The 18,620-nt window shown below is 66.5% G+C and carries 18 protein-coding genes; 9 read left to right on the forward strand and 9 right to left on the reverse strand.

Annotated elements, in window-relative coordinates:
* Positions 1-82 precede the first annotated feature (82 nt).
* A complete protein-coding gene (locus HQ354_RS10625; protein WP_222634458.1) occupies positions 83-1,099 on the forward strand; it encodes a DUF5914 domain-containing protein in 1,017 nt (338 codons plus the stop codon).
* 13 nt (positions 1,100-1,112) lie between these two features.
* Here the strand turns inward: HQ354_RS10625 and HQ354_RS10630 are convergent, their stop codons facing one another.
* The 4 genes from HQ354_RS10630 to HQ354_RS10645 are packed head-to-tail and all read right to left on the reverse strand — an operon-like array spanning position 1,113 to position 5,759.
* Positions 1,113-2,600: an FAD-dependent oxidoreductase gene (locus tag HQ354_RS10630; RefSeq protein WP_222634459.1), complete on the reverse strand. Its 1,488-nt coding sequence runs from the start codon at positions 2,598-2,600 to the stop codon at positions 1,113-1,115.
* Positions 2,597-3,331, reverse strand: a complete 735-nt coding sequence (locus tag HQ354_RS10635; RefSeq protein ID WP_222634460.1) for a class I SAM-dependent methyltransferase — start codon at positions 3,329-3,331, stop codon at positions 2,597-2,599. The genes HQ354_RS10630 and HQ354_RS10635 overlap by 4 nt, the downstream gene beginning before the upstream one ends.
* Positions 3,328-3,561: an RNA-binding S4 domain-containing protein gene (locus HQ354_RS10640; protein ID WP_068429806.1), complete on the reverse strand. Its 234-nt coding sequence runs from the start codon at positions 3,559-3,561 to the stop codon at positions 3,328-3,330. Before HQ354_RS10640 ends, HQ354_RS10635 begins: the two co-directional genes overlap by 4 nt.
* A gap of 14 nt (positions 3,562-3,575) precedes the next feature.
* Positions 3,576-5,759, reverse strand: coding sequence for a cation-translocating P-type ATPase (locus HQ354_RS10645; protein ID WP_222634461.1), 2,184 nt, complete (start codon positions 5,757-5,759; stop codon positions 3,576-3,578).
* Positions 5,760-6,067: 308 nt separating this feature from the next.
* Here HQ354_RS10645 and HQ354_RS10650 point away from each other — a divergent pair, with 308 nt between their 5' ends.
* The 5 genes from HQ354_RS10650 (at position 6,068) to HQ354_RS10670 (ending at position 9,414) form a co-directional block, all read left to right on the forward strand.
* A complete protein-coding gene (locus HQ354_RS10650; RefSeq protein WP_222634462.1) occupies positions 6,068-7,750 on the forward strand; it encodes a cutinase family protein in 1,683 nt (560 codons plus the stop codon).
* Positions 7,751-7,874: 124 nt separating this feature from the next.
* Positions 7,875-8,261 (forward strand): helix-turn-helix transcriptional regulator, encoded by a 387-nt coding sequence (locus HQ354_RS10655; protein ID WP_068430095.1) that lies wholly within the window; start codon positions 7,875-7,877, stop codon positions 8,259-8,261.
* 19 nt (positions 8,262-8,280) lie between these two features.
* Complete coding sequence (locus HQ354_RS10660; RefSeq protein WP_068430092.1) at positions 8,281-8,688, forward strand: VOC family protein; 408 nt, start codon at positions 8,281-8,283, stop codon at positions 8,686-8,688.
* 40 nt (positions 8,689-8,728) lie between these two features.
* Positions 8,729-9,028: a helix-turn-helix transcriptional regulator gene (locus tag HQ354_RS10665; RefSeq protein WP_068429801.1), complete on the forward strand. Its 300-nt coding sequence runs from the start codon at positions 8,729-8,731 to the stop codon at positions 9,026-9,028.
* The gene (locus HQ354_RS10670) at positions 9,025-9,414 is read left to right on the forward strand and encodes a VOC family protein (protein ID WP_222634463.1); all 390 of its coding nucleotides are present in this window, start codon (positions 9,025-9,027) and stop codon (positions 9,412-9,414) included. The genes HQ354_RS10665 and HQ354_RS10670 overlap by 4 nt, the downstream gene beginning before the upstream one ends.
* Positions 9,415-9,432: 18 nt before the next feature.
* Here HQ354_RS10670 and dmpG read toward each other — a convergent pair whose 3' ends face one another.
* From dmpG to HQ354_RS10685, 3 genes are read right to left on the reverse strand one after another with little or no spacing between them, the layout of a single operon-like run.
* Complete coding sequence (gene dmpG / locus HQ354_RS10675) at positions 9,433-10,491, reverse strand: 4-hydroxy-2-oxovalerate aldolase (protein ID WP_068429798.1); 1,059 nt, start codon at positions 10,489-10,491, stop codon at positions 9,433-9,435.
* Positions 10,488-11,435, reverse strand: coding sequence for an acetaldehyde dehydrogenase (acetylating) (locus HQ354_RS10680; protein ID WP_068429795.1), 948 nt, complete (start codon positions 11,433-11,435; stop codon positions 10,488-10,490). Before HQ354_RS10680 ends, dmpG begins: the two co-directional genes overlap by 4 nt.
* 4 nt (positions 11,436-11,439) lie before the next feature.
* The gene (locus HQ354_RS10685) at positions 11,440-12,249 is read right to left on the reverse strand and encodes a 2-keto-4-pentenoate hydratase (RefSeq protein WP_068430089.1); all 810 of its coding nucleotides are present in this window, start codon (positions 12,247-12,249) and stop codon (positions 11,440-11,442) included.
* Positions 12,250-12,386: 137 nt separating this feature from the next.
* On the opposite strand from HQ354_RS10685, the gene HQ354_RS10690 reads away from it, so the two are divergent.
* The 3 genes from HQ354_RS10690 to HQ354_RS10700 are packed head-to-tail and all read left to right on the forward strand — an operon-like array spanning position 12,387 to position 17,264.
* On the forward strand, positions 12,387-14,732 hold the full coding sequence (locus tag HQ354_RS10690; protein ID WP_222634464.1) for a CoA transferase: 2,346 nt from the start codon (positions 12,387-12,389) through the stop codon (positions 14,730-14,732).
* Between the two features lie 29 nt (positions 14,733-14,761).
* On the forward strand, positions 14,762-15,724 hold the full coding sequence (locus tag HQ354_RS10695) for a zinc-binding dehydrogenase (RefSeq protein WP_068429791.1): 963 nt from the start codon (positions 14,762-14,764) through the stop codon (positions 15,722-15,724).
* A 16-nt stretch (positions 15,725-15,740) separates the two neighbouring features.
* Positions 15,741-17,264: an AMP-binding protein gene (locus HQ354_RS10700; protein WP_254303599.1), complete on the forward strand. Its 1,524-nt coding sequence runs from the start codon at positions 15,741-15,743 to the stop codon at positions 17,262-17,264.
* On the opposite strand, the gene HQ354_RS10705 is transcribed toward HQ354_RS10700, so the two are convergent.
* Both HQ354_RS10705 and fdxA read right to left on the reverse strand, forming a co-directional pair.
* Complete coding sequence (locus HQ354_RS10705) at positions 17,245-18,153, reverse strand: IclR family transcriptional regulator (protein WP_068429786.1); 909 nt, start codon at positions 18,151-18,153, stop codon at positions 17,245-17,247. The genes HQ354_RS10700 and HQ354_RS10705 overlap by 20 nt on opposite strands.
* Positions 18,154-18,290: 137 nt before the next feature.
* Positions 18,291-18,620 carry a ferredoxin gene (gene fdxA / locus HQ354_RS10710; RefSeq protein WP_068429785.1) on the reverse strand — a complete coding sequence of 110 codons (330 nt, stop codon included), beginning with the start codon at positions 18,618-18,620 and terminating at the stop codon, positions 18,291-18,293.

The following is an 18,620-nucleotide window of genomic DNA, read 5'->3' on the forward strand; positions in this document are numbered from 1 at the left end:
ACCGCGCACCTTCCAGCACACGCGCACGTTGCAACCCGCGCAGTCGCTGCAACCTGCGCGGAACCCGCCTACCCTGTTGATCATGGTGTCGCTCGAAGCGCTACGCAGCCGCTGGCCGAAGAAGATCCCCCTGCAACCGCTTCCGACCGAGTCGTGGGCGAAGCAGGAGCCCACCTGGAAGGGCGCGAACCCGCAGGTCATCGAGTCTGCGCTCAAGCGCGCGAAGACCAGGCCGACGGGCAACTGGTTCGTCTTCGCCGCGAGCCGCGACATCGGCACGAAGGAACCGTTCGGCCGCGACATCGCCGGCATCGAACTCGTTGCCTGGCGGGACGACACGGGCGGCATCCACATCGCACCCGGATCGTGCCCGCACCTCGGCGCGCCGCTCGACAAGGCCAAGATCGAGTGCGACACCCTCATCTGCCTGTGGCACGGCATGCCGCTCGGCCCCAAGGGTCGCCCCGGCTGGCGACCGTTTCCCGCGTTCGACGACGGCGTTCTCGTGTGGGTCCGCCTCGACGACCTGGGCGGCGAGGAGCCGACGGACGTCCCCATTGTCCCGATCCGCCCCGCCGCGTCGACGAGCATCGACGCCGTCATCACCCTGACGGGTATCTGCGAAACCGACGACGTCATCGCCAACCGTCTCGATCCGTGGCACGGCGCCTGGTTCCACCCGTACTCGTTCGCGCGACTGAAGGTCGTCGACGCGCCCCGCGACATCGACGTCCCCGAGGAGGACGACCGATTCCTCGTCGACGTCACCTTTCGCGTCAGCCGGGGCATCGGCGTCCCGGTGCGGGCGGAGTTCGTCTGCCCGGGTCCACGCACGATCATCATGCGCATCCTCGAAGGCGAGGGCGTGGGAAGCGTCGTCGAAACCCATGCGACGCCACTCGGCCCCGGCCCGGACGGTAAGCCGCGCACGGCGGTCATCGAGGCCACCATCGCGAGCTCGGACCGCAAGGGCTTCAAGATTGCCCGACGCGTCTCGCCCGTGTTGCGTCCGGCGATGAACTTCACCGCCGCCCGGTTGTGGAAGGACGACCTCGACTACGCCGAGCGTCGGTACCACCTCAGGTCGAAGGGGTGCTGACCCAGCCGAACCCTCAGAGCTGACGCAAGGACGCCAAGGCGTCGAACACCCGGTAGCGCCCCCGCACCGGGACGGTCAGGATGTCGTGCCCCGCGATACCCCAGCCGGACAACAGTGTGTTCGCCGCCGAAAGACCCGTCGTCGCTGCACGTTCCATCAGCGCGACGGGCAGGTCGATGCGAATCCCGTCGCCCGCCAACACGAGTCCCGGCTCCGGCGTGCGCACGGTGGGTCTGCCAGCAAAAGCTCCCAGACCGAAGAGCGGGCAATCATCTCGCCATTCCGTGCGCGAGTCCACCACCGTCGCCAAGGCCGTTTCCGGATAGATCTCATGCATCCGCGCCATCAGCTGCTCACGCGTGACGTCCTCGGATTCCGTTGCGGCATAGGCGTGCAACTCGACGACCGAACCGCCCGTGCGCCCAGCCCATTCGGCAGCCTCGTCCTCGAACCTCTCGAGCACACTGATGTTGTCGATCGGCGGCATTCCGCCGGTGCCGATGAACGCGGGTCGGTCCGCGTTCACGGGCTTGTCCAGCCACACGCGGTGCACCAGGAACGGCGGCGTGTTCTGCAGCCCTGCCACCTGCGAGCGCCACGCGGCAGTCCCCAGAGAACCGGTCAACTTCTGCAGGCCACCGATATCCGTCGCCAACACCACCGCGTCGAACTTCTCACCGTCGACGTCGAAGCCCCGCGAGATCTCCTTCACCGCCGCACCCAATCGGATGTCGACGCCGAGGCCGGTCAGATACTCGCCCAACGGTTCCCACAGCGACTGTGGGTATGGCCCGACCGGCACGTCGAACACCAACCCCTCGGACGAGCCGAGGAAGTACAGGTGGAACATCATCGCCAGTTCTGCCGCCGACATCTCTTCCGGGTCGGCGAAGAAGCTGCGCGAGAACACCCCGAACGCAAGGTGACGGGCCGGCTCGGGAAAGTTGATGCGCCGCAGGAACTCCGCGGCGGGCACCTCGTCGAGCTGCTCGTAGATTCCGGGGACACTGACCGTCATCAACGGAAGCGCCGCAACAGCGTTGAGCGAGAACAGGTCTCGCAACCGGAAAGTCGGACTCCGACCGACGAACGCGAACGCATTCAACCCCGGTGTCGACGGCAATCCCTTGAATCCGTCCACGCGGCCGGAGCCGTCGATCAGCGGGTAATCCTCCACCTCGTGCAACCGGGACAGGTCAGGATCGGTTCGCCGCAACAGGTTCCGGAGGTTGTAGTACTGGCGGAAGAACGCGTGGAACCCGCGGCTCATCGTCGCAGGCGACCCGTCGTCCAGAACAGTCGACCAACCGCCGACCCGGCCACCCAGGTACGACTCCTTCTCGAACACCGTGACGGAGACGCCGCGTTCCGCCAGCGCTGTTGCCGCCGACAACCCGGCGATACCGCCGCCGATCACCGCGACGCGCGGCACCGACGCCAACGACGCAGCAGACGGATATCCGTCCGGCCCTTCGTGTACGACGCGTCTGCGGTCGTTCATACGATCTCCGACGGCCGTGCCCCGAGGAACGTGTGTACGATGCCGTTCTGCCATCCGGTCATCGTCTCGGTGCCGAGGCCGGTGAACCCGGCGCGCTGCATGCGCCGCGTGAATTCGGTTGCGCCGTCGAACGTCACGACACTGCGCCACAGATGCTTGTACAGCGTGGCATCCCTAGTCGCGAGATACCCCAGCGGAATGATCACCGCCCAGCACACCAGCGACCACAACGCCTGCGCACGACGGGAATCGCGCACCGAGTACTCGTGGAACGCGATCGATGCACCCGGTTTCAGCAAGGACCACAACGACTTCAGTTCCGTGTCCGGGTCGTCGACGTTCCGGATCAGGTACGCGGCGAGGATACCGTCGAACGGCCCGTCGACCCCGTTCTCGTGCAGGTCCTCCACCCGCGAGTGCACGAACGTGACGTTGGGTGGCCACTGCTTGCTCCGCGCGACTTCGAGCATCTCCGACGACGCATCGGCCGCGATGATCGTGGCGTGCGGCGCAGCTTTCAACAGCGCAGCCGTGGATGCGCCTGTGCCACAGCCTATGTCGAGCAAGGTAAGCCCGTCGCCCAGCCCGGGCAGCCGTAGTCGCTCGGCGGACTTGGCGAGGTGCTCGTGATAGCCGGGGTTGGCGCCGACGAGCCTGTCGTACGCCCGCGCGCCGACGTCGAACGCGCCTGGAACTTGCTCTCTGGGTAGACCGCGCTCGCCGACGCTCACCAGCCGCCACCGTTCACGACGCGGGCGGAAGGCCCACCGTCGATGGAGACGACGTCTCCTTGATGAAGCTGCCTGCCGCGTCGCACATCGACTTCCCCGTTGACGCTGACCAGGCCGTCGGCGATGATTTCCTTCGCCTCGGACCCGGACTCGATGAGATTCGCGAGCTTCAGGAATTGCCCGAGCCGGATCGACTCGTCACGGATAGGGACATCTACTGCGTCGGCCATTCCTCCATCTTGTACTACGAGGCAGAAAATCTCCGCAAACGCAGACTGTTACTGACCACGAACACCGAAGAGAAGGCCATCGCCGCCCCCGCGAGCATCGGATTCAGCAGGCCCGCTGCCGCGAGCGGAATCGCTGCGACGTTGTACGCGAACGCCCAGAACAGGTTGCCCTTGATGGTCGTCAACGTGCGCCGCGACAACCGAATGGCGTCGCCGACGGCCCGTAGATCCCCACGCACGAGCGTCAAGTCGCTCGCTTCGATCGCGACGTCGGTGCCCGTCCCCATCGACAAGCCGAGATCGGCCGTGGCCAAGGCGGCCGCGTCGTTGACGCCGTCGCCCACCATCGCGACGACCTTGCCCTCGGACTGAAGCCGAGCAACCGCGTCGACCTTTCCTTCCGGCATGACGCCCGCGATGACGTGGTCGATTCCGACCTCGGCGGCGATCTTCTTCGCCGCCGCTTCGTTGTCGCCGGTCAGCATGACGGGCGTCAGGCCGAGTTCACGTAGTTCGGCGACGGCCTGTGTCGACGTGGGTTTGATCGCGTCGGCGACGACGAGAACGCCGCGTGCCGTGCCGTCCCACCCGATCGCGACCGCGGTACGGCCGTCGTGTTCGGCGTCGGCCATCGCCATCTCGAGCTCCGGTGGGAGCGGCTGAGCCCACTCCGTCAGCAGCGCAGCACGTCCCAGCACGACGGCTCGGCCGTCGACGATTCCGGTGACCCCCGCGCCCGCCACGTTCGAGAACTCGTCGACGGGCCACTTGTTCTCGGCCGCACCGGCTATCGCACGCGCGATCGGATGCTCGGAGCCCGCCTCGATCGAACCGGCAACGCGCAGAACCTCGTCGGCATCCTCGCCGGGCGCGGCATGGACGGCGAGCAGCGTCATGACGCCGGTGGTGACGGTTCCGGTCTTGTCGAGCACGACGGTGTCGATGCGACGCGTCGACTCGAGCATCTCGGGGCCCTTGATCAGAATGCCGAGCTGCGCGGCCCGTCCGGTGCCGACCATCAAGGCTGTCGGCGTCGCCAACCCCAGTGCGCACGGGCACGCGATGATGAGCACCGCCACCGCGGCCGTGAAGGCAGCGGCGACGGAACCGCCTGTGCCGAGCCAGAACCCGAGCGTTCCCACCGAGATGGCGATGACGATCGGCACGAAGACACCGGAAATCCGGTCGGCGAGCTTCTGCGCCTGCGCTTTTCCGGTCTGTGCGTCCTCGACGAGCTTGGCCATCTGCGCGAGCTGGGTGTCCGTTCCGATCCGCGTCGCCCGGACGACGAGCTTGCCGCCGACGTTGACCGTCGCACCGACCACGGTGTCGCCCACGGCTACCTCGACGGGCACGGATTCACCGGTGAGCATCGACGCGTCGACCGCGGACGCACCGGAATCGACGACGCCGTCCGTCGCGATCTTCTCTCCTGGTCGCACGAGGAACAGGTCTCCGACGGCGAGATCGGCCACGGGAACCTGATGTTCGACGCCGTCGCGCAGCACCGTCACGTCCTTGGCACCGAGATCGAGCAACGCCCGCAGCGCCGCCCCGGCCCGACGCTTGGACCGCGACTCGAAGTAGCGACCCGCCAGGATGAACGTCGTGACGCCTGCCGCGGCCTCGAAGTAGATGTTCGACGACCCGTCCATTCGCGCGATCGTCAGCTCGAACGGGTGCTTCATGCCCGGCGTGCCCGCGGTTCCGAAGAACAGCGCGTACACCGACCAGCCGAGCGCGGCGAGCGTGCCCATCGAGACGAGCGTGTCCATCGTCGACGTGCCGTGCCGCAGATTGGTCCACGCAGCCTTGTGGAACGGCCACGCACCCCACACGACGACGGGTGCAGCCAACGTCAGCGACAACCACTGCCAGTTCGTGAACTGCAGCGCAGGCACCATCGCCATGGCGATCACCGGGACCGACAGAACCGCCGAGACCAGCAATCGCTGTTTCAGCGGATCCGTTTCCGGAGCCTCCTCGGGTTCCGCGGCCGGGAGCGTCGCGGTGTACCCCGCGGCCTCGACGGCCTTGATCAGGTCCTCGGCGGGGACGCCGTCACTCGTGACGCGCGCCTTCTCGGTGGCGTAGTTGACCGTCGCGGTGACGCCGTCGAGTTTGTTGAGTTTGCGTTCGATCCGATTGGCGCACGACGCACACGTCATGCCGCCCAGAACCAACTCGACCTGGGTCATTCCTCCCGCCATTCTTTCACTGGCCATCGACTACCTGCGCATGTTCGTGCTGAGCCGGAGCTTCTCCGACCGGTCCGACGGCGGTACCGAGTGCGTAAGTTGCGAAGAACACCAATGTAATTCCGACTACGTACCCCGCGAGCTTCACCGTCATGTTCATCACTCCGTTCTACCATACCCCCCTAGGGTATGGGTCCACGAAGTTCCCGACGCCCTGTAACGCGAATGACAGGAGAGACGAATTCCGTGTAGCCCGCCCGCGCCGCACGCCCCTCGGATGCAGCGCGACGAACTGATTGGGATGGAACATGGGTATTCGCTCGCCTCGCAAGACCCGACGGCTGATCACCAGCGCCGTCGCCTTCGTGTCCCTGGGAGCCCTGGCCGTCGGTGCAGCGGTTCTCACCACCGACACGCTGTCGTCGTCCGATGCCGAGGTAGAACTCGCGTCGACCGCGACCTGCTACGACATGGTCAGCATCGCGATCGGTGGACGCGGCGACACTCCGAGCAACAGCGCGACGAAATTTCTGACGACGCCCGACGGCACCGCCCTCCCGGCCGCGCTCGCAGGCGATTTCGAGAGCGATTGGATCGACCAGATGGTCGGCGCTCCGAACGACGCCGTGAAGCAGGGTTCGTACGCAGCCGTGTACATCGATTACCCGGCTAACCTCGCCACCTACGAGACCGCCGTCGACACCGGTGTCCAGAACGCCCAGACCGTCATGAAGGCCATCGTCGCCTCCTGCCCGAAGACGCGCTTCGCGATCGTCGGCTACAGCGAGGGCGCCGACGTCACCCGTCGTACCGCGATGGAGATCGGCAACCAGGTCGCCGACGACAACGGCAAGTACGGCATCGTGGACCCGTCGCAGGTCGTCGGCGTCGTGATTCTGGCCGACGCGGGGCGCGAGGACGGCGACAATCCGTTCCCCGGCTCGAAGACCGGCACCAACCCGGACAACTTCGACACCAAGTACCAGAACAACGCATCGGGCCCCGCAGGCGCGGGCGCGCTGCCCGGCACGGCAGGCAGCTTCGGAGCGCTCGACGGCAAGGTCGCGTCGTTCTGCTCGCAGAAGGACCTGACCTGCGCGATGCCGCAGAACACGTCGCTGCTGCACCTGGCCGCCAACGTCGGCCGCCAACTCGACGTCGACGCCATCCAGCGCGACAACACGGTCACCCCTGCCACCGGCGCCGACATGGCCATGGTCATCGGACGCATCGCCGGGCTGGCCTTCATGGACATCGCGTCGCAGGACAACTGGCTCGCCGGTGACGAGACCTTCCTCCAGGTTCTGATCAAGGTCTCCGAGCCCGGGTACACACCTCCGGACCCGACCACCAAGGTATCCGCGAAGACGGACACCGAGGAAGGAACGGACCCGACCGAGGAGCCGTTGCCCGCAGACAAGGCCGTCAACCTGGCCTACCTGCCGTCGAAGATCGTCAAGGAGATCGTCGGCCTCATCGGATCGAACACCGACACCGTCCCCGTTCTGATGAACGACCCGTACGGTCAGACGCTCGGCCCGGGCTCGGGAGCGCACTTCGACTACTGGCGTGACGCGGACGCGTCGAACGGGCGCCCGCTGACGTCGGCACAGTACGCCGCGGCGTGGCTGACCCAGCTCGCCAAGGATGCCGAGGCGGGCAAGCCGATCAAGTCGGCCGAGGTTCAGCAGAAGGCTCTCCTGGTCGCGCAGTCGGCAACCCCGGCTCCGACGACGACATCCGCTGCACCGGTCGCGTCCGGCGCCTCGGTTCAGCCTGTCGCACCGGCCGCGCCTGCCCCTCTCGCAGCAGTTCCTGCTGCTCCCGCCGAGGTCGCTCCCGCCGCCCCGGTCGAGGGTGCCCCGGCTCCTGGTCTCCCCGTCGAGAGCGCTCCGGCCGTTGTCACGGAGACCCCGGCCGCCCCGTCGACGACGGAAGCACCGGTCACCACATCGGTCGCACCGACCACGACGGCGACGCCGACACCCTGACGGTCGCACCCCTCGGCCCCCAATCCGTACTCGGGTTGGGGGCCGATCTGCGCTCCGGGCGTGGAACGATGCGGGGGTGACACCGGAACGTGCGGAAGAACAGCGCTTGCGCGACATCACCGCCATGCGACGCGTTCGCGACCGGATCGACCGCGAGTACGCGAAACCTCTCGACGTCGACGCACTCGCGCGCGGTGCGCACATGTCCGCCGGTCATCTGAGTCGCGAATTCCGCCGCGTCTACGGCGAATCCCCGTACTCGTACCTGATGACGCGACGGATCGAGCGGGCGATGACGCTGCTGAGGCGCGGGGACATGAGTGTCACCGAGATCTGCTTCGCCGTCGGCTCGTCGTCGCTCGGCACGTTCAGTACCCGGTTCACGGAGCTGGTCGGCGTGCCGCCGAGCGTCTATCGACGCGACCACTCACAGCACGGCGAGGGCATTCCGCCGTGCCTGGCCAAACAGGTGACGAGACCGGTCAGGAATCGAGAAGCGCGGCAGCAGTAGCCCCTTTAGCGTGATGGACATGAACATCACCATTCACTACGCGTTCCTCCCGCACACCGATGCCGACGCGGCACTGGGCTTCTACCGCGACACACTGGGTTTCGAGGTCCGCAAGGACGTCGGCTACGAAGACATGCGGTGGATCACCGTCGGGCCCGTCGGACAGCCGGGCACCTCGATCGTGCTTCACCCGCCTGCCGTCGACCCCGGAATCACCGACGACGAGCGTCGCACCATTCTCGACCTCATCGCCAAGGGTTCGTACGGCGCCGTGACGCTGGCCACCGACGACCTGGACGGTCTTTTCGAGCGTCTGCAGGCGGCGGGGGCGGACGTACTGCAGGAACCGATCGATCAGGACTACGGCGTGCGCGACTGCGCCTTCCGCGATCCCGCGGGCAACCTGATTCGCGTCAACCAGCTCTGATGCGTTGACAGGCAAGTCATCGCTTGCCTATGGTGAGGGCGTGACCGAACAGCCGGACGACTCCGAACTGTTCAAGGCGCTCGCAGACCCGACTCGCCGAATCATCCTCGACGAGCTGGTGGAGCGCGACGGTCAGACATTGTTCGAACTGTGCACGAGATTGATCATGAATCACGGCAATTCGTCGTCGCGGCAAGCAGTTTCGCAGCATCTCGACGTCCTGGCCTCGGCGCAGCTGGTCCGCGCCGAGCGTCAGGGCCGCTACAAGTTCCTCTATGTCGACACACGCCCACTCGCCCGGATCCAGCAACGCTGGCCCATCGCTCAGGAGTTCACGTGAAGATCTACATCTCGTCCCTGTTCGTCCCCGACCAGGACAAGGCACTCGAGTTCTACACCACGACACTGGGTTTCGTCGTCAAGCACGAGATCCCGCTCGGTGAGCACAAATGGCTCACCATCGTCAGCGCCGAGAATCCGGACGGGCCGGAAGTGTCCCTCGAGCCCGACGTGCACCCGGCCGTGAAGCCGTTCAAGACCGCGTTGATGGAAGACGGCATTCCGGCGACGTCGTTCATGGTCGACGACGTGAACGCCGAGTACGAGCGGCTCACGAAGCTCGGCGTCGTGTTCACGCAGCAGCCCACCGAGATGGGCTCGATGACCCTCGCGACGTTCGACGACACCTGCGGCAATCTGATCCAGATCGTCAGCGGCGCAGAGTAGGCGCGAGGGCATCGGCGGTCAGGATCGGACGCGTCGCTCCGACGACAGATCCAAGGCGATGTCGGCGATCAGATCCTCCTGACCTCCCACGAGTCCCCGCTCACCGACAGCGAGCAGAATCGAGCGCGTGTCCAATCCGTACTGCGCGGCAGCGGATTCGGCGTGCCGGAGGAAGCTCGAGTAGACGCCCGCATAGCCCAGGGTGAGCGTCTCGCGATCGACCTGCACCGGTCGATCCTGAAGAGGACGCACGATGTCGTCGGCCGCATCCTGCAACCCGAACAGGTCGCAGCTGTGCTTCCACCCGTACAGATCTGCGACGGCCACGAACGGCTCGAGCGGGCAGTTACCGGCGCCTGCGCCGTGCCCGGCCAGCGACGCGTCGACACGCGTCACGCCTTCCTCCACGGCCACAACGGAATTGGCCACGGACAACGACAGGTTCTGGTGAGCGTGAATTCCGATCTGCGTCTCGGGATCGAGCACGTCCCGATAGGCGCGCACGCGGTCGCGCACCCCATCCATGGTCAGACGCCCACCCGAGTCGGTGACGTAGACGCACTGGGCGCCGTAGGACTCCATCTTCTTCGCCTGCTCCGCGAGAAGAGCCGGCTCCGCGAGATGGGACATCATCAGGAACCCGGAGACGTCCATGCCGAGTTCTCGTGCCGTCGAAATATGCTGCGCGGACACGTCCGCCTCGGTGCAATGGGTCGCGACGCGGACCGACGTCACTCCCATCTCGAACGCCCGCTTCAGCTCCTTGACCGTCCCGACACCGGGAAGCAACAGCGTCGTGAGCCGGGCCCGATGAACCTGTGCCGCAGCAGCTTCGATCCATTCCCAGTCGGTGTTGCTGCCGGGGCCGTACGTGAGGCTGTGGCCTGCAAGGCCGTCCCCGTGCGTCACCTCGATGGCGTCGACGCCTGCACGGTCCAGCGCGCCCGCGATTCGCCCCACGTTCTCGGGGCTGATGCGATGCCGCAACGCGTGCATACCGTCGCGCAGCGTCACGTCCTGGATGTACAACGCCGCGCCGTCGGGCACGGTCGAACGGTTGTCGGTCGAGATGCTCATCGTGCTGCCACCTTTGCCCTGTCGCCCGCGATCGTCTCCGCGACCTGCAGTGCCGCCGACGTCATGATGTCGAGATTTCCCGCGTATGCCGGGAGGTAGTGTGCAGCCCCCTCGACCTCGAGAAAGACCGAGACCTTCCACAGCCCTGGGCCCTTGTCGACGCCACCGGTCAGCGTGGTCATCGAGTCGCCGTCGTCCACACGAGTGAACTGCACGTCCTGCTTGAGGCGATATCCCGGTACGTAGGCCGACACGGTGTCGATCATGTCGAGGATCGACCGGCGGATCGCATCCTGGTCCGGATCGGACACCAGTGCCAGGACGGTGTCTCGCATGATGAGAGGCGGATCTGCCGGGTTCAACACGATGATGGCCTTGCCGTGTGCCGCACCGCCCACCTGTTCGATCGCGGCGGCCGTCGTCTCGGTGAACTCGTCGATGTTGGCCCGCGTACCGGGACCTGCGGATTTCGACGCGATCGACGCGACGATCTCCGCGTAGTGGACCGGGGTGACGGACGAGATCGCTGCCACGACGGGGATGGTCGCCTGTCCGCCGCACGTCACCATGTTGACCACCGGCGCGTCGAGGTGTTCGTCCAGGTTGACCGCGGGGACGACGAACGGGCCGATCGCGGCGGGCGTCAGGTCGATCAGGCGTTTGCCGTACGGACGCAACGCCTCCTCGTTCGCCTTGTGGGCGGCAGCCGACGTGGAGTCGAAGACGATCTCGATGTCGTCGAAGTCCGGGTGTTCGATCAGACCCTGTACGCCGGTGGCGACGGTGTCGATGCCCATCCGGGCGGCGCGGGCGAGGCCGTCGGATGCCGGGTCGATTCCGACGAGGACGGCGATCTCGACGTTCTTCGCGATCCGCTTCAATTTGATGACCAGATCGGTTCCGATGTTTCCGGAACCGATGACTGCGGCCTTCGTGGTGGCCATGGTGCTACCTGTCCTCTTCCGGTCGATGCGTGAATGTGGCTGTGGCGGTGCCGATTCCCGAGATCGTCGTCGTGTACGTGCTTCCCGGTGCGACGGGGACCATCGGGCCGAGCGCTCCGGTCAGCACGATGTCGCCTGCGCGGAGCGGGGCACCGAACTCGATGCAGGTGTTCGCCAACCACACCAGTGCGTTCCACGGACTGCCCAAGCAGTCCGAACCACGACCGGTGGACACCTCGACTCCGTCCGCGGTCAGCGTCATCGCGACCGAGGCGAGATCTGGTGCATCGACACGTGGCACCGAATCGCCGAGCACGAACAGGCCGGACGACGCGTTGTCCGCCACCGTGTCGGCCAGCGAGATGTCCCAGTCTGCAATTCGGCTGTCGACGATCTCGAAGGCCGCGAACACGGTCGAGACCACATCGGGCGCCCGTTCTGCGGTCAACTCTTCGGTGACGTCGACATCGAGGATCACGGCGATCTCCGCCTCGATCTTCGGTTGCAGAACACGGGTGATGTCGAGCGGGCCCGCTCCCGTGCAGTCCATGTCGTCGAGCAACACTCCGAAATCGGGTCGGTCGACGCCGAGTTGACGCTGGACGGCGGGCGACGTCAACCCGATCTTGCGACCCACGACAGTCCGCCCCGACGCGAGCAGCGCATCGATGTTGCGTGACTGAATCCGGTACGCGGACGCGATGTCGTCGCGGCCGATGAGATCACGCACCGGTGAACACGGCTGCCTGGTGCGCGCCGCTGCGGCGAGACGATCCGCGGCTTCGCCGATCGTGTGTGGCTCCAACGTTGTCATGAGGCACAGAGTAGGAACGGCGACGGTCACTGCATACGAGATCGGTCCGGTCAGCGGTCCCGCACCGTTCGCACGACAACCGATGCGCATCTAGTGTCGACGACATCCAGCAACCGCGACGATCGGAGAGATCCACCTTGAGTGACAACGACATCCGAGTTGTCGAGCTGTCGGGGCCCTTCGTGCGGTCCGCCGGGCGGATGCTGGTCGGAATCGGCTGCGACGTCGTACTCGTCGAGCCACCGGAGGGTGACGATACGCGTCGCGACCTCGACGGGTGCACGTTCGCGCACTGGCACGCGGGTAAGCGATCGGTCGTCGTCGAGACGGGCACCGCGAGCGGGTCGACGTCACTGACCACTCTGCTGCAGTGGGCCGACATCGTGCTCGACGGAAGGCAGCCCGGCGCAACGCCTTTGCCCGACGTCGACGGTCTCGTCCGCGTCCGCGTCACCCCGTTCGGCAGCGACGGCGTCCACAGTGGTTGGGAGGGAACGGATCTGACCGTCGCCGCACGCGGCGGCGCCATGGCACAGGTCGGGGATCCGGACGGACCCCCGTTGCTTTTGCCCGAGGGTCAAGCCGAACAACTCGCCGGCGTCAACGCTGCCATCGGCGCTCTGCTCGGCCTGTCGGCCCGACGTCGCGGACACGGCGGGCAGGACATCGACATCTCGGCACAGGAATGCGTCGCGGCGGCGCTCGAAGCAGGAACGCTGGCGTACCTGCACGAAGACCGAGTTCCACCGCGTCCGGGCCGTGTGCATCCTCTCGTGCCGCACGGCTTGTTCGACGCCGCGGACGGACACCTCGGAGGAGGCCTAGGCGGCAGCCCGCGCATGTGGGACAACCTCGTCGCATGGCTCACCGAGATGGGTGTGGAGGAGGATCTGGGCGATCCGAAGTGGGCCGACGCCCGCACCCGAAAGTCGGGGCAGCAGCACATCTTCGACGTCCTGAACCGCATTCTCTCGTCGTGGACGAAGGAAGAGTTCGCCGCCGCGGCCCAGGACCACCGACTGCCGTGGGCGGCCGTGGACAGGCCGGACGAAACGATCCGCAACCCTCAACTCAACGATCGCGACTTCTTCGTCGATCTGGAACGTGAGACGGGAACCGTGCGCGACCTCGGCTTCGGCTTCGCGTTCCCCGAGGGCCGTCGGCCGACGCGTCTGGACGTGCAGGCGCTGGGAGCGGATCAACAGCTGCTGACGTCGTTGCCCGATGTACGGCTCCCCGCCCACAGCAGCGAACAGGCCGGTCCGCTCGCGCTGTCCGGGATACGCGTGCTCGATCTGACCTGGGTTCTCGCGGGTCCGTACTGCACGCGCATTCTGGCCGACCACGGCGCGGAGGTGATCAAGGTCGAGTCGCTCGGACGACCGGACCCGACGCGCTTCGCCCCGTTCATGCACCTGTCGCGGGACGGCGGCGACGACCCGAACACCAGCGGCTACTTCAACGACGTCAACCGCAACAAACGCAGCATCACACTCGACACCAGATCGCCGGAAGGGCTTGCGGTCCTGCGGGATCTGATCGCCACGTGCGACGTCGTCGTCGAGAACTTCAGTTCGTCGGTGATGGAACGGATGGGCCTCGGTTACGCCGAACTCGACAGCATTCGCCCGGGTATCGTCTACACCTCCATGTCCGGCATGGGCCATACCGGACCTCGCAAGGACTGGGTCTCGTACGCCGACATCGTCTCTGCCAGCAGCGGTCTCACGGCCCTGACCGGCTGGTCCGTCGACGACGTCGTCGGAGTCATCTACGGCCACGGTGACATCGTCGCCGGGTTGCAGGCGGCGTTGGCGACGCTCGCGGCTCTCGAACATCGCAGCCGCACCGGCCGCGGGCAACACATCGACCTCTCGCAACTCGAAGCGATGGCGTCGCACATGGGTACGTCGGTCGTCAGCGCCAACGGCGCGGGCATCACTCCGACCCCGATCGGCAACGCGCACAGACTGTATGCGCCGCACGGGGTGTATCGATGCCTCGGCGCCGACTCGTGGTGCGCCGTGGCGGTACGCGATCATGCCGAGTGGGCGGCCCTGTGCCGTGTCGTGGGCCGAACCGACTGGGTCGACGACCCCCTTCTGCAGACGGCCGATGCTCGACGCGCCCGAGACAAGGACATACGCGATGCCGTGGAGGCCTGGACCCGCGTACGTCCGGTCGCAGTGGTTCAGGACGCGCTGCAGCAGGCGGGCGTGCCCGCGGGCGCGGTGCAGAACGGCAGGGATCTCGTGGAACACGATGTGCACCTGCGTGATCGACAGTTCTACGTCCCCGTCGACCATCCCGTGGCGGGCACCTTCCTGCACGAGGGAACGCCCATCCGTATGTCGTCCACCAGGGGCGGTGTTCGTCGCCCCGCCCCCGTTCTCGGATCCGACACCGACGACGTGTTGAGCACGATCCTCGGCTACACGCCCGACCAGATCGCATCCCTACGGTCCGCACAGACACTGCGCTGACCACCCCGCACACTATTTCAGGAGGCCACATGCGCGCCGCGCTACTGCACACCTACGGCGAGAGCCCCGTCGTCGAGGACATCGATGTACCGGTGCGGGAACCGGGTCGTTCCCTCGTTCGGGTCGACGCGGCCGCCCTCGGCCATCTCGACCTCACCGTCGCCAGCGGCACGTTCGGGGTCAAGCCCACGCTGCCGCACATCGGCGGCACGGACGGGTCCGGCACCGTGGTGGAGTCCGACACCTTGCCCATCGGCTCACGAGTCCTCGTGCGCGGCAAAGGGATCGGACTGTTCAAGAACGGCTGCTGGGCCGACTACGTCGTCGTCGACGACCGCGCTCTCACTCCGGTGAACGCCGAGCTCGATCCAGCCGTCGCCGCGACCTTCTTCCTGCCGAGCACCACCGGATACGTATCGGTCAACGACGTGGCTCGGGTCGCGCCGGGTGAACGCGTCGTCGTCTCCGGCGCGTCCGGCGCCGTCGGCGCGATGGCCGCACAGTTCGCGCTGCTGGCCGGAGCGGCCGAGGTCATCGGGGTCGTACCGCGCGAGGACCAGGTCGAGTTGGTGCCCGCAGGCGTACGGCCGGTGGTGGGGCGCGGGGACACGTTGCTCGAGGCGCTCGGATCGGAGCCCGTCGCCGACGTATTGATCGACACCCTGGGCGGCGACGTACTCGCGCCGCTACTGCGGACGGTGGTGCCGGGTGGTCGGGCCGCGCTGATCGGCTACACCCTGGGTACGGAACTGACCGTCGATCTGCCGAACTGGTTGCTCAGCGACGTGTCGCTGCTTCCGGTCAACATGATGCGCAAGACCGATCGACAGGCCGAACTCGCACCTGTCATGATCGACCGACTGCTGTCCGGTGATCTGGTCCTGACCGTCCAGCGATTCGATCTGGAAGACATCGCCGACGCTCTGATCGCACTGCGGGAAGGCAAAGTGGCCGGCCGGGCAGTGGTCGTTCCCGGGCTCCGGAATCGCTGAACCCTTGGATCGACGCGTGAGAACCATACCGGCGCTGATCGCGGCGCGCGCTGCCGAGCGTCCCGACGCATCGGCGCTTCGCGGGTCCGGTACGACGCGCTCGTACGGACTCCTCGCGGAGCGCGTCGCGTCGATGGGCGGCGCCTTACTGGATCACGGCGTGGTGCAGGGTGATTCGGTCCTCGTGCTGTCGTCGAACCGCATCGAGATGGTCGAGGCCATGCTGGGGTGCGTCTGGATCGGCGCAGTAGCCGTTCCCGTCAACCCCGAGTTGCGAGGCGACGGGTTGACCTTCGTCCTCGCAGCCTCGGGGGCACGCCACGTGTTCACCGAACCCGTCCATACGCAGCGGATTCGATCCGCCGGTTTCCGAGGGGCCCTGTGGGAGTTCGGTTCCGACGCGCCCTCACCCGAGACCGGCCGATCGGTTCCCGCCGCGGACGTCGATTCGCTCGACACCGCCATGGTGCTGTTCACGTCGGGAACCACCGGACCTCCCAAGGGCGTGCGGTGTCCACACGCGCAGTTCGTGTACTGGGGACTCGGTGTCGGTGACGCGCTCGCGGTGACACAGGACGACGTGCTGTACAACTGCTTGCCGTTCTTCCACACCAACGCGATCAACGCCATGTTCCAGGCCTTCGTCGCGGGTGCGACGTTCGTTCTGGGACAACGGTTCTCCGCCCGTGCCCATTGGGCCGACGTCGCCGACGCGCAGGCGACGGTGACCTATCTCCTCGGCGCGATGGTCGCCATGTTGTCGTCGCTACCGCCATCCGAGGCCGACCGCGCACATTCCGTCACCCGATCGCTCGCGCCGGCGACGCCGCCGCACCTGTACACCCTGTTCCGGGAACGGTTCGGCGTGGACCTGATCGACGGGTTCGGATCGACGGAAACCAATCTCGTGCTCGGAAACGACTGGGCGACAGCCCGCCCGGGCTACCTGGGCACCGTACGTCCCGGATACGACGCGGTCGTGCTCGACGCCGACAACGCTGTCGCCGACGGCAATCCGGGCGAACTGGTCGTGCGTACTCACCTGCCCGGCGCCTTCGCGACCGGGTATCTGGGCGAGCCGATTCCCGCGACGGACTCCTGGCGTCGTACCGGCGACAGGGTCGTCCGTGAACCCGACGGCTGGTTCCGCTTCGTGGACCGCATCAAGGACGTCATTCGTCGACGAGGAGAGAACGTGTCGTCCGTCGAGGTCGAAACGGTTCTCGGCCGGCATCCGGCCGTCGCACAGGTGGTGGCGTTTCCTGTCCCGTCGTCGCTGGCCGAGGACGACATCATGGTGGCCGTCGTTCCTCGGACCGGGCACGTCGTCGATCCGCTCGACCTGCTGCGCCGGTCGGAACCGCATCTGCCGTACTTCGCACTGCCCCGTTACGTCGACGTCGTGGACGAGCTGCCACTGACCGACACGGGCAAGGTGCGGAAAGCCGAATTGTCCGGCCGTGGGGTCGGACCGAACACCTGGGATGCCGAACGCTACGGGTACGTACCGACGCGGGTGGTCACCGACCGCACCCGTTGAACGAGCACACCGTCGGGTGGCACGTCGACTCGCGATTCGCGAGGCCGTCGGGTCGGTGGCACTTCATCGCCTGCAGCGTGCGGGAGATCCCCATGCCCGCGGTGCGCAGTGCACCGGTGACGCGACTGACGTTCAACCGAGAGGTCGGTGCCGTCACCGACAGCGCGCCTGCCAGGACGTCGTGGCCGCTGAACACCGGCACCGCGACACTCATGTACCCCAGCCGCGTCTCCTCGACCTCGACAGCGAGCTTGTCGCGTCGCATCCGCTCGAGTTGGTGCGCCAGTACCGACACCGACATCGTCGTACGTGCCGTCAGCGCGGTGAAGCCCTGGGCCGCGACCTCGTCGAACACCGAGCGAGGCGAGAAGGCCATGATGATCTTGCCGGTGGCCGTGCAGTACAGCGGCAATCGACCGGCGACGCGGGAGTTCTCGTTCAGTCCCCGGTGCCCGACGATCTTCTCGATGTAGAGAACGTCGAGGCCCTCGCGAACCGCGAAGTGCACGGTCTCCTGCGTGGCGAGCAGGAGATCCTCCATGTACGGCAGAGCGGCGTCGCGCAGGATCCGCTGCCGCGGTACGAGCTGACCGAGTTCGAAGAGCCGGAGGCCGAGTCGGTATTTCGTTCCCGCACGCTCGAGCAGTCCCCACTCGACCAGCTCACCCGCCAACCGATGCACACTCGCCTTCGCCACACCGCTGCGGCGGGTGAGCTCGGTCAAGGACAGATCGGCGTTCTCGCGGTCGAACGCGTCGAGGATGAGTCGCGCTTTCCCCAGGACGGACGCAAGATCCGCCGAAGGAGCAGACGGCGCGGACGGGCGTGCATCGATGCGCAGCAGCGGAGCCGACGAAGGACCTGGGGATGCGGGAACTGCGGAACTCATTCTTCACCTCGTGTTCGACTGTTGGCTTCCCCCGACAGAACGTTAAGGGTTTTCGGCCGGCTCGGTCACCGAAACGGGTTCATTGGGCGAACTGGACTCATGTTCGTTACATGCCGAGCCGTTTCGTCCGGTTCCGGTCAGGCTTCCTCGAATTCGTCGACGATGGGAGTGTCGACACCGATCGGCCCGATCTTCGCGGCACCGCCCGGCGTTCCGACCGGTTCGGATCTTCCGTCCAGCACCTCGAGGAAGAACCGCTTGTTGTCCTCGCGGAACTCCGGATCCGCCTTGCGGTCGACCGTGATGGCCTCGACCGGGCACGCCAATTCGCATGCCCCGCAATCGATGCACTCGGCCGGGTTGATGTACAGCTTGCGATTGCCCTCGTAGATGCAATCGACCGGGCATTCTTCCATGCACGATCGATCCATGTAATCGATGCACGCTTCTCCGATGACGAACGGCAT

Origin of the sequence: Rhodococcus sp. BP-261, assembly GCF_019835205.1 — a bacterium.
Classification (GTDB): Bacteria; Actinomycetota; Actinomycetes; order Mycobacteriales; family Mycobacteriaceae; genus Rhodococcoides; species Rhodococcoides kyotonensis_B.

Bases quoted from the DNA above. Each gene is read 5' to 3' on its own strand.
- HQ354_RS10650 (WP_222634462.1), top strand. From the start codon at position 6,068: ATGGGTATTCGCTCGCCTCGCAAGACCCGACGGCTGATCACCAGCGCC.
- fdxA (WP_068429785.1), bottom strand. From the start codon at position 18,620: ATGCCGTTCGTCATCGGAGAAGCGTGCATCGATTACATGGATCGATCG.
- HQ354_RS10660 (WP_068430092.1), top strand. From the start codon at position 8,281: ATGAACATCACCATTCACTACGCGTTCCTCCCGCACACCGATGCCGAC.
- HQ354_RS10640 (WP_068429806.1), bottom strand. From the start codon at position 3,561: ATGGCCGACGCAGTAGATGTCCCTATCCGTGACGAGTCGATCCGGCTC.
- HQ354_RS10625 (WP_222634458.1), top strand. From the start codon at position 83: ATGGTGTCGCTCGAAGCGCTACGCAGCCGCTGGCCGAAGAAGATCCCC.
- dmpG (WP_068429798.1), bottom strand. From the start codon at position 10,491: ATGAGCATCTCGACCGACAACCGTTCGACCGTGCCCGACGGCGCGGCG.
- HQ354_RS10695 (WP_068429791.1), top strand. From the start codon at position 14,762: ATGCGCGCCGCGCTACTGCACACCTACGGCGAGAGCCCCGTCGTCGAG.
- HQ354_RS10685 (WP_068430089.1), bottom strand. From the start codon at position 12,249: ATGACAACGTTGGAGCCACACACGATCGGCGAAGCCGCGGATCGTCTC.
- HQ354_RS10645 (WP_222634461.1), bottom strand. From the start codon at position 5,759: ATGACCCAGGTCGAGTTGGTTCTGGGCGGCATGACGTGTGCGTCGTGC.
- HQ354_RS10655 (WP_068430095.1), top strand. From the start codon at position 7,875: ATGCGACGCGTTCGCGACCGGATCGACCGCGAGTACGCGAAACCTCTC.
- HQ354_RS10630 (WP_222634459.1), bottom strand. From the start codon at position 2,600: ATGAACGACCGCAGACGCGTCGTACACGAAGGGCCGGACGGATATCCG.
- HQ354_RS10705 (WP_068429786.1), bottom strand. From the start codon at position 18,153: ATGAGTTCCGCAGTTCCCGCATCCCCAGGTCCTTCGTCGGCTCCGCTG.
- HQ354_RS10680 (WP_068429795.1), bottom strand. From the start codon at position 11,435: ATGGCCACCACGAAGGCCGCAGTCATCGGTTCCGGAAACATCGGAACC.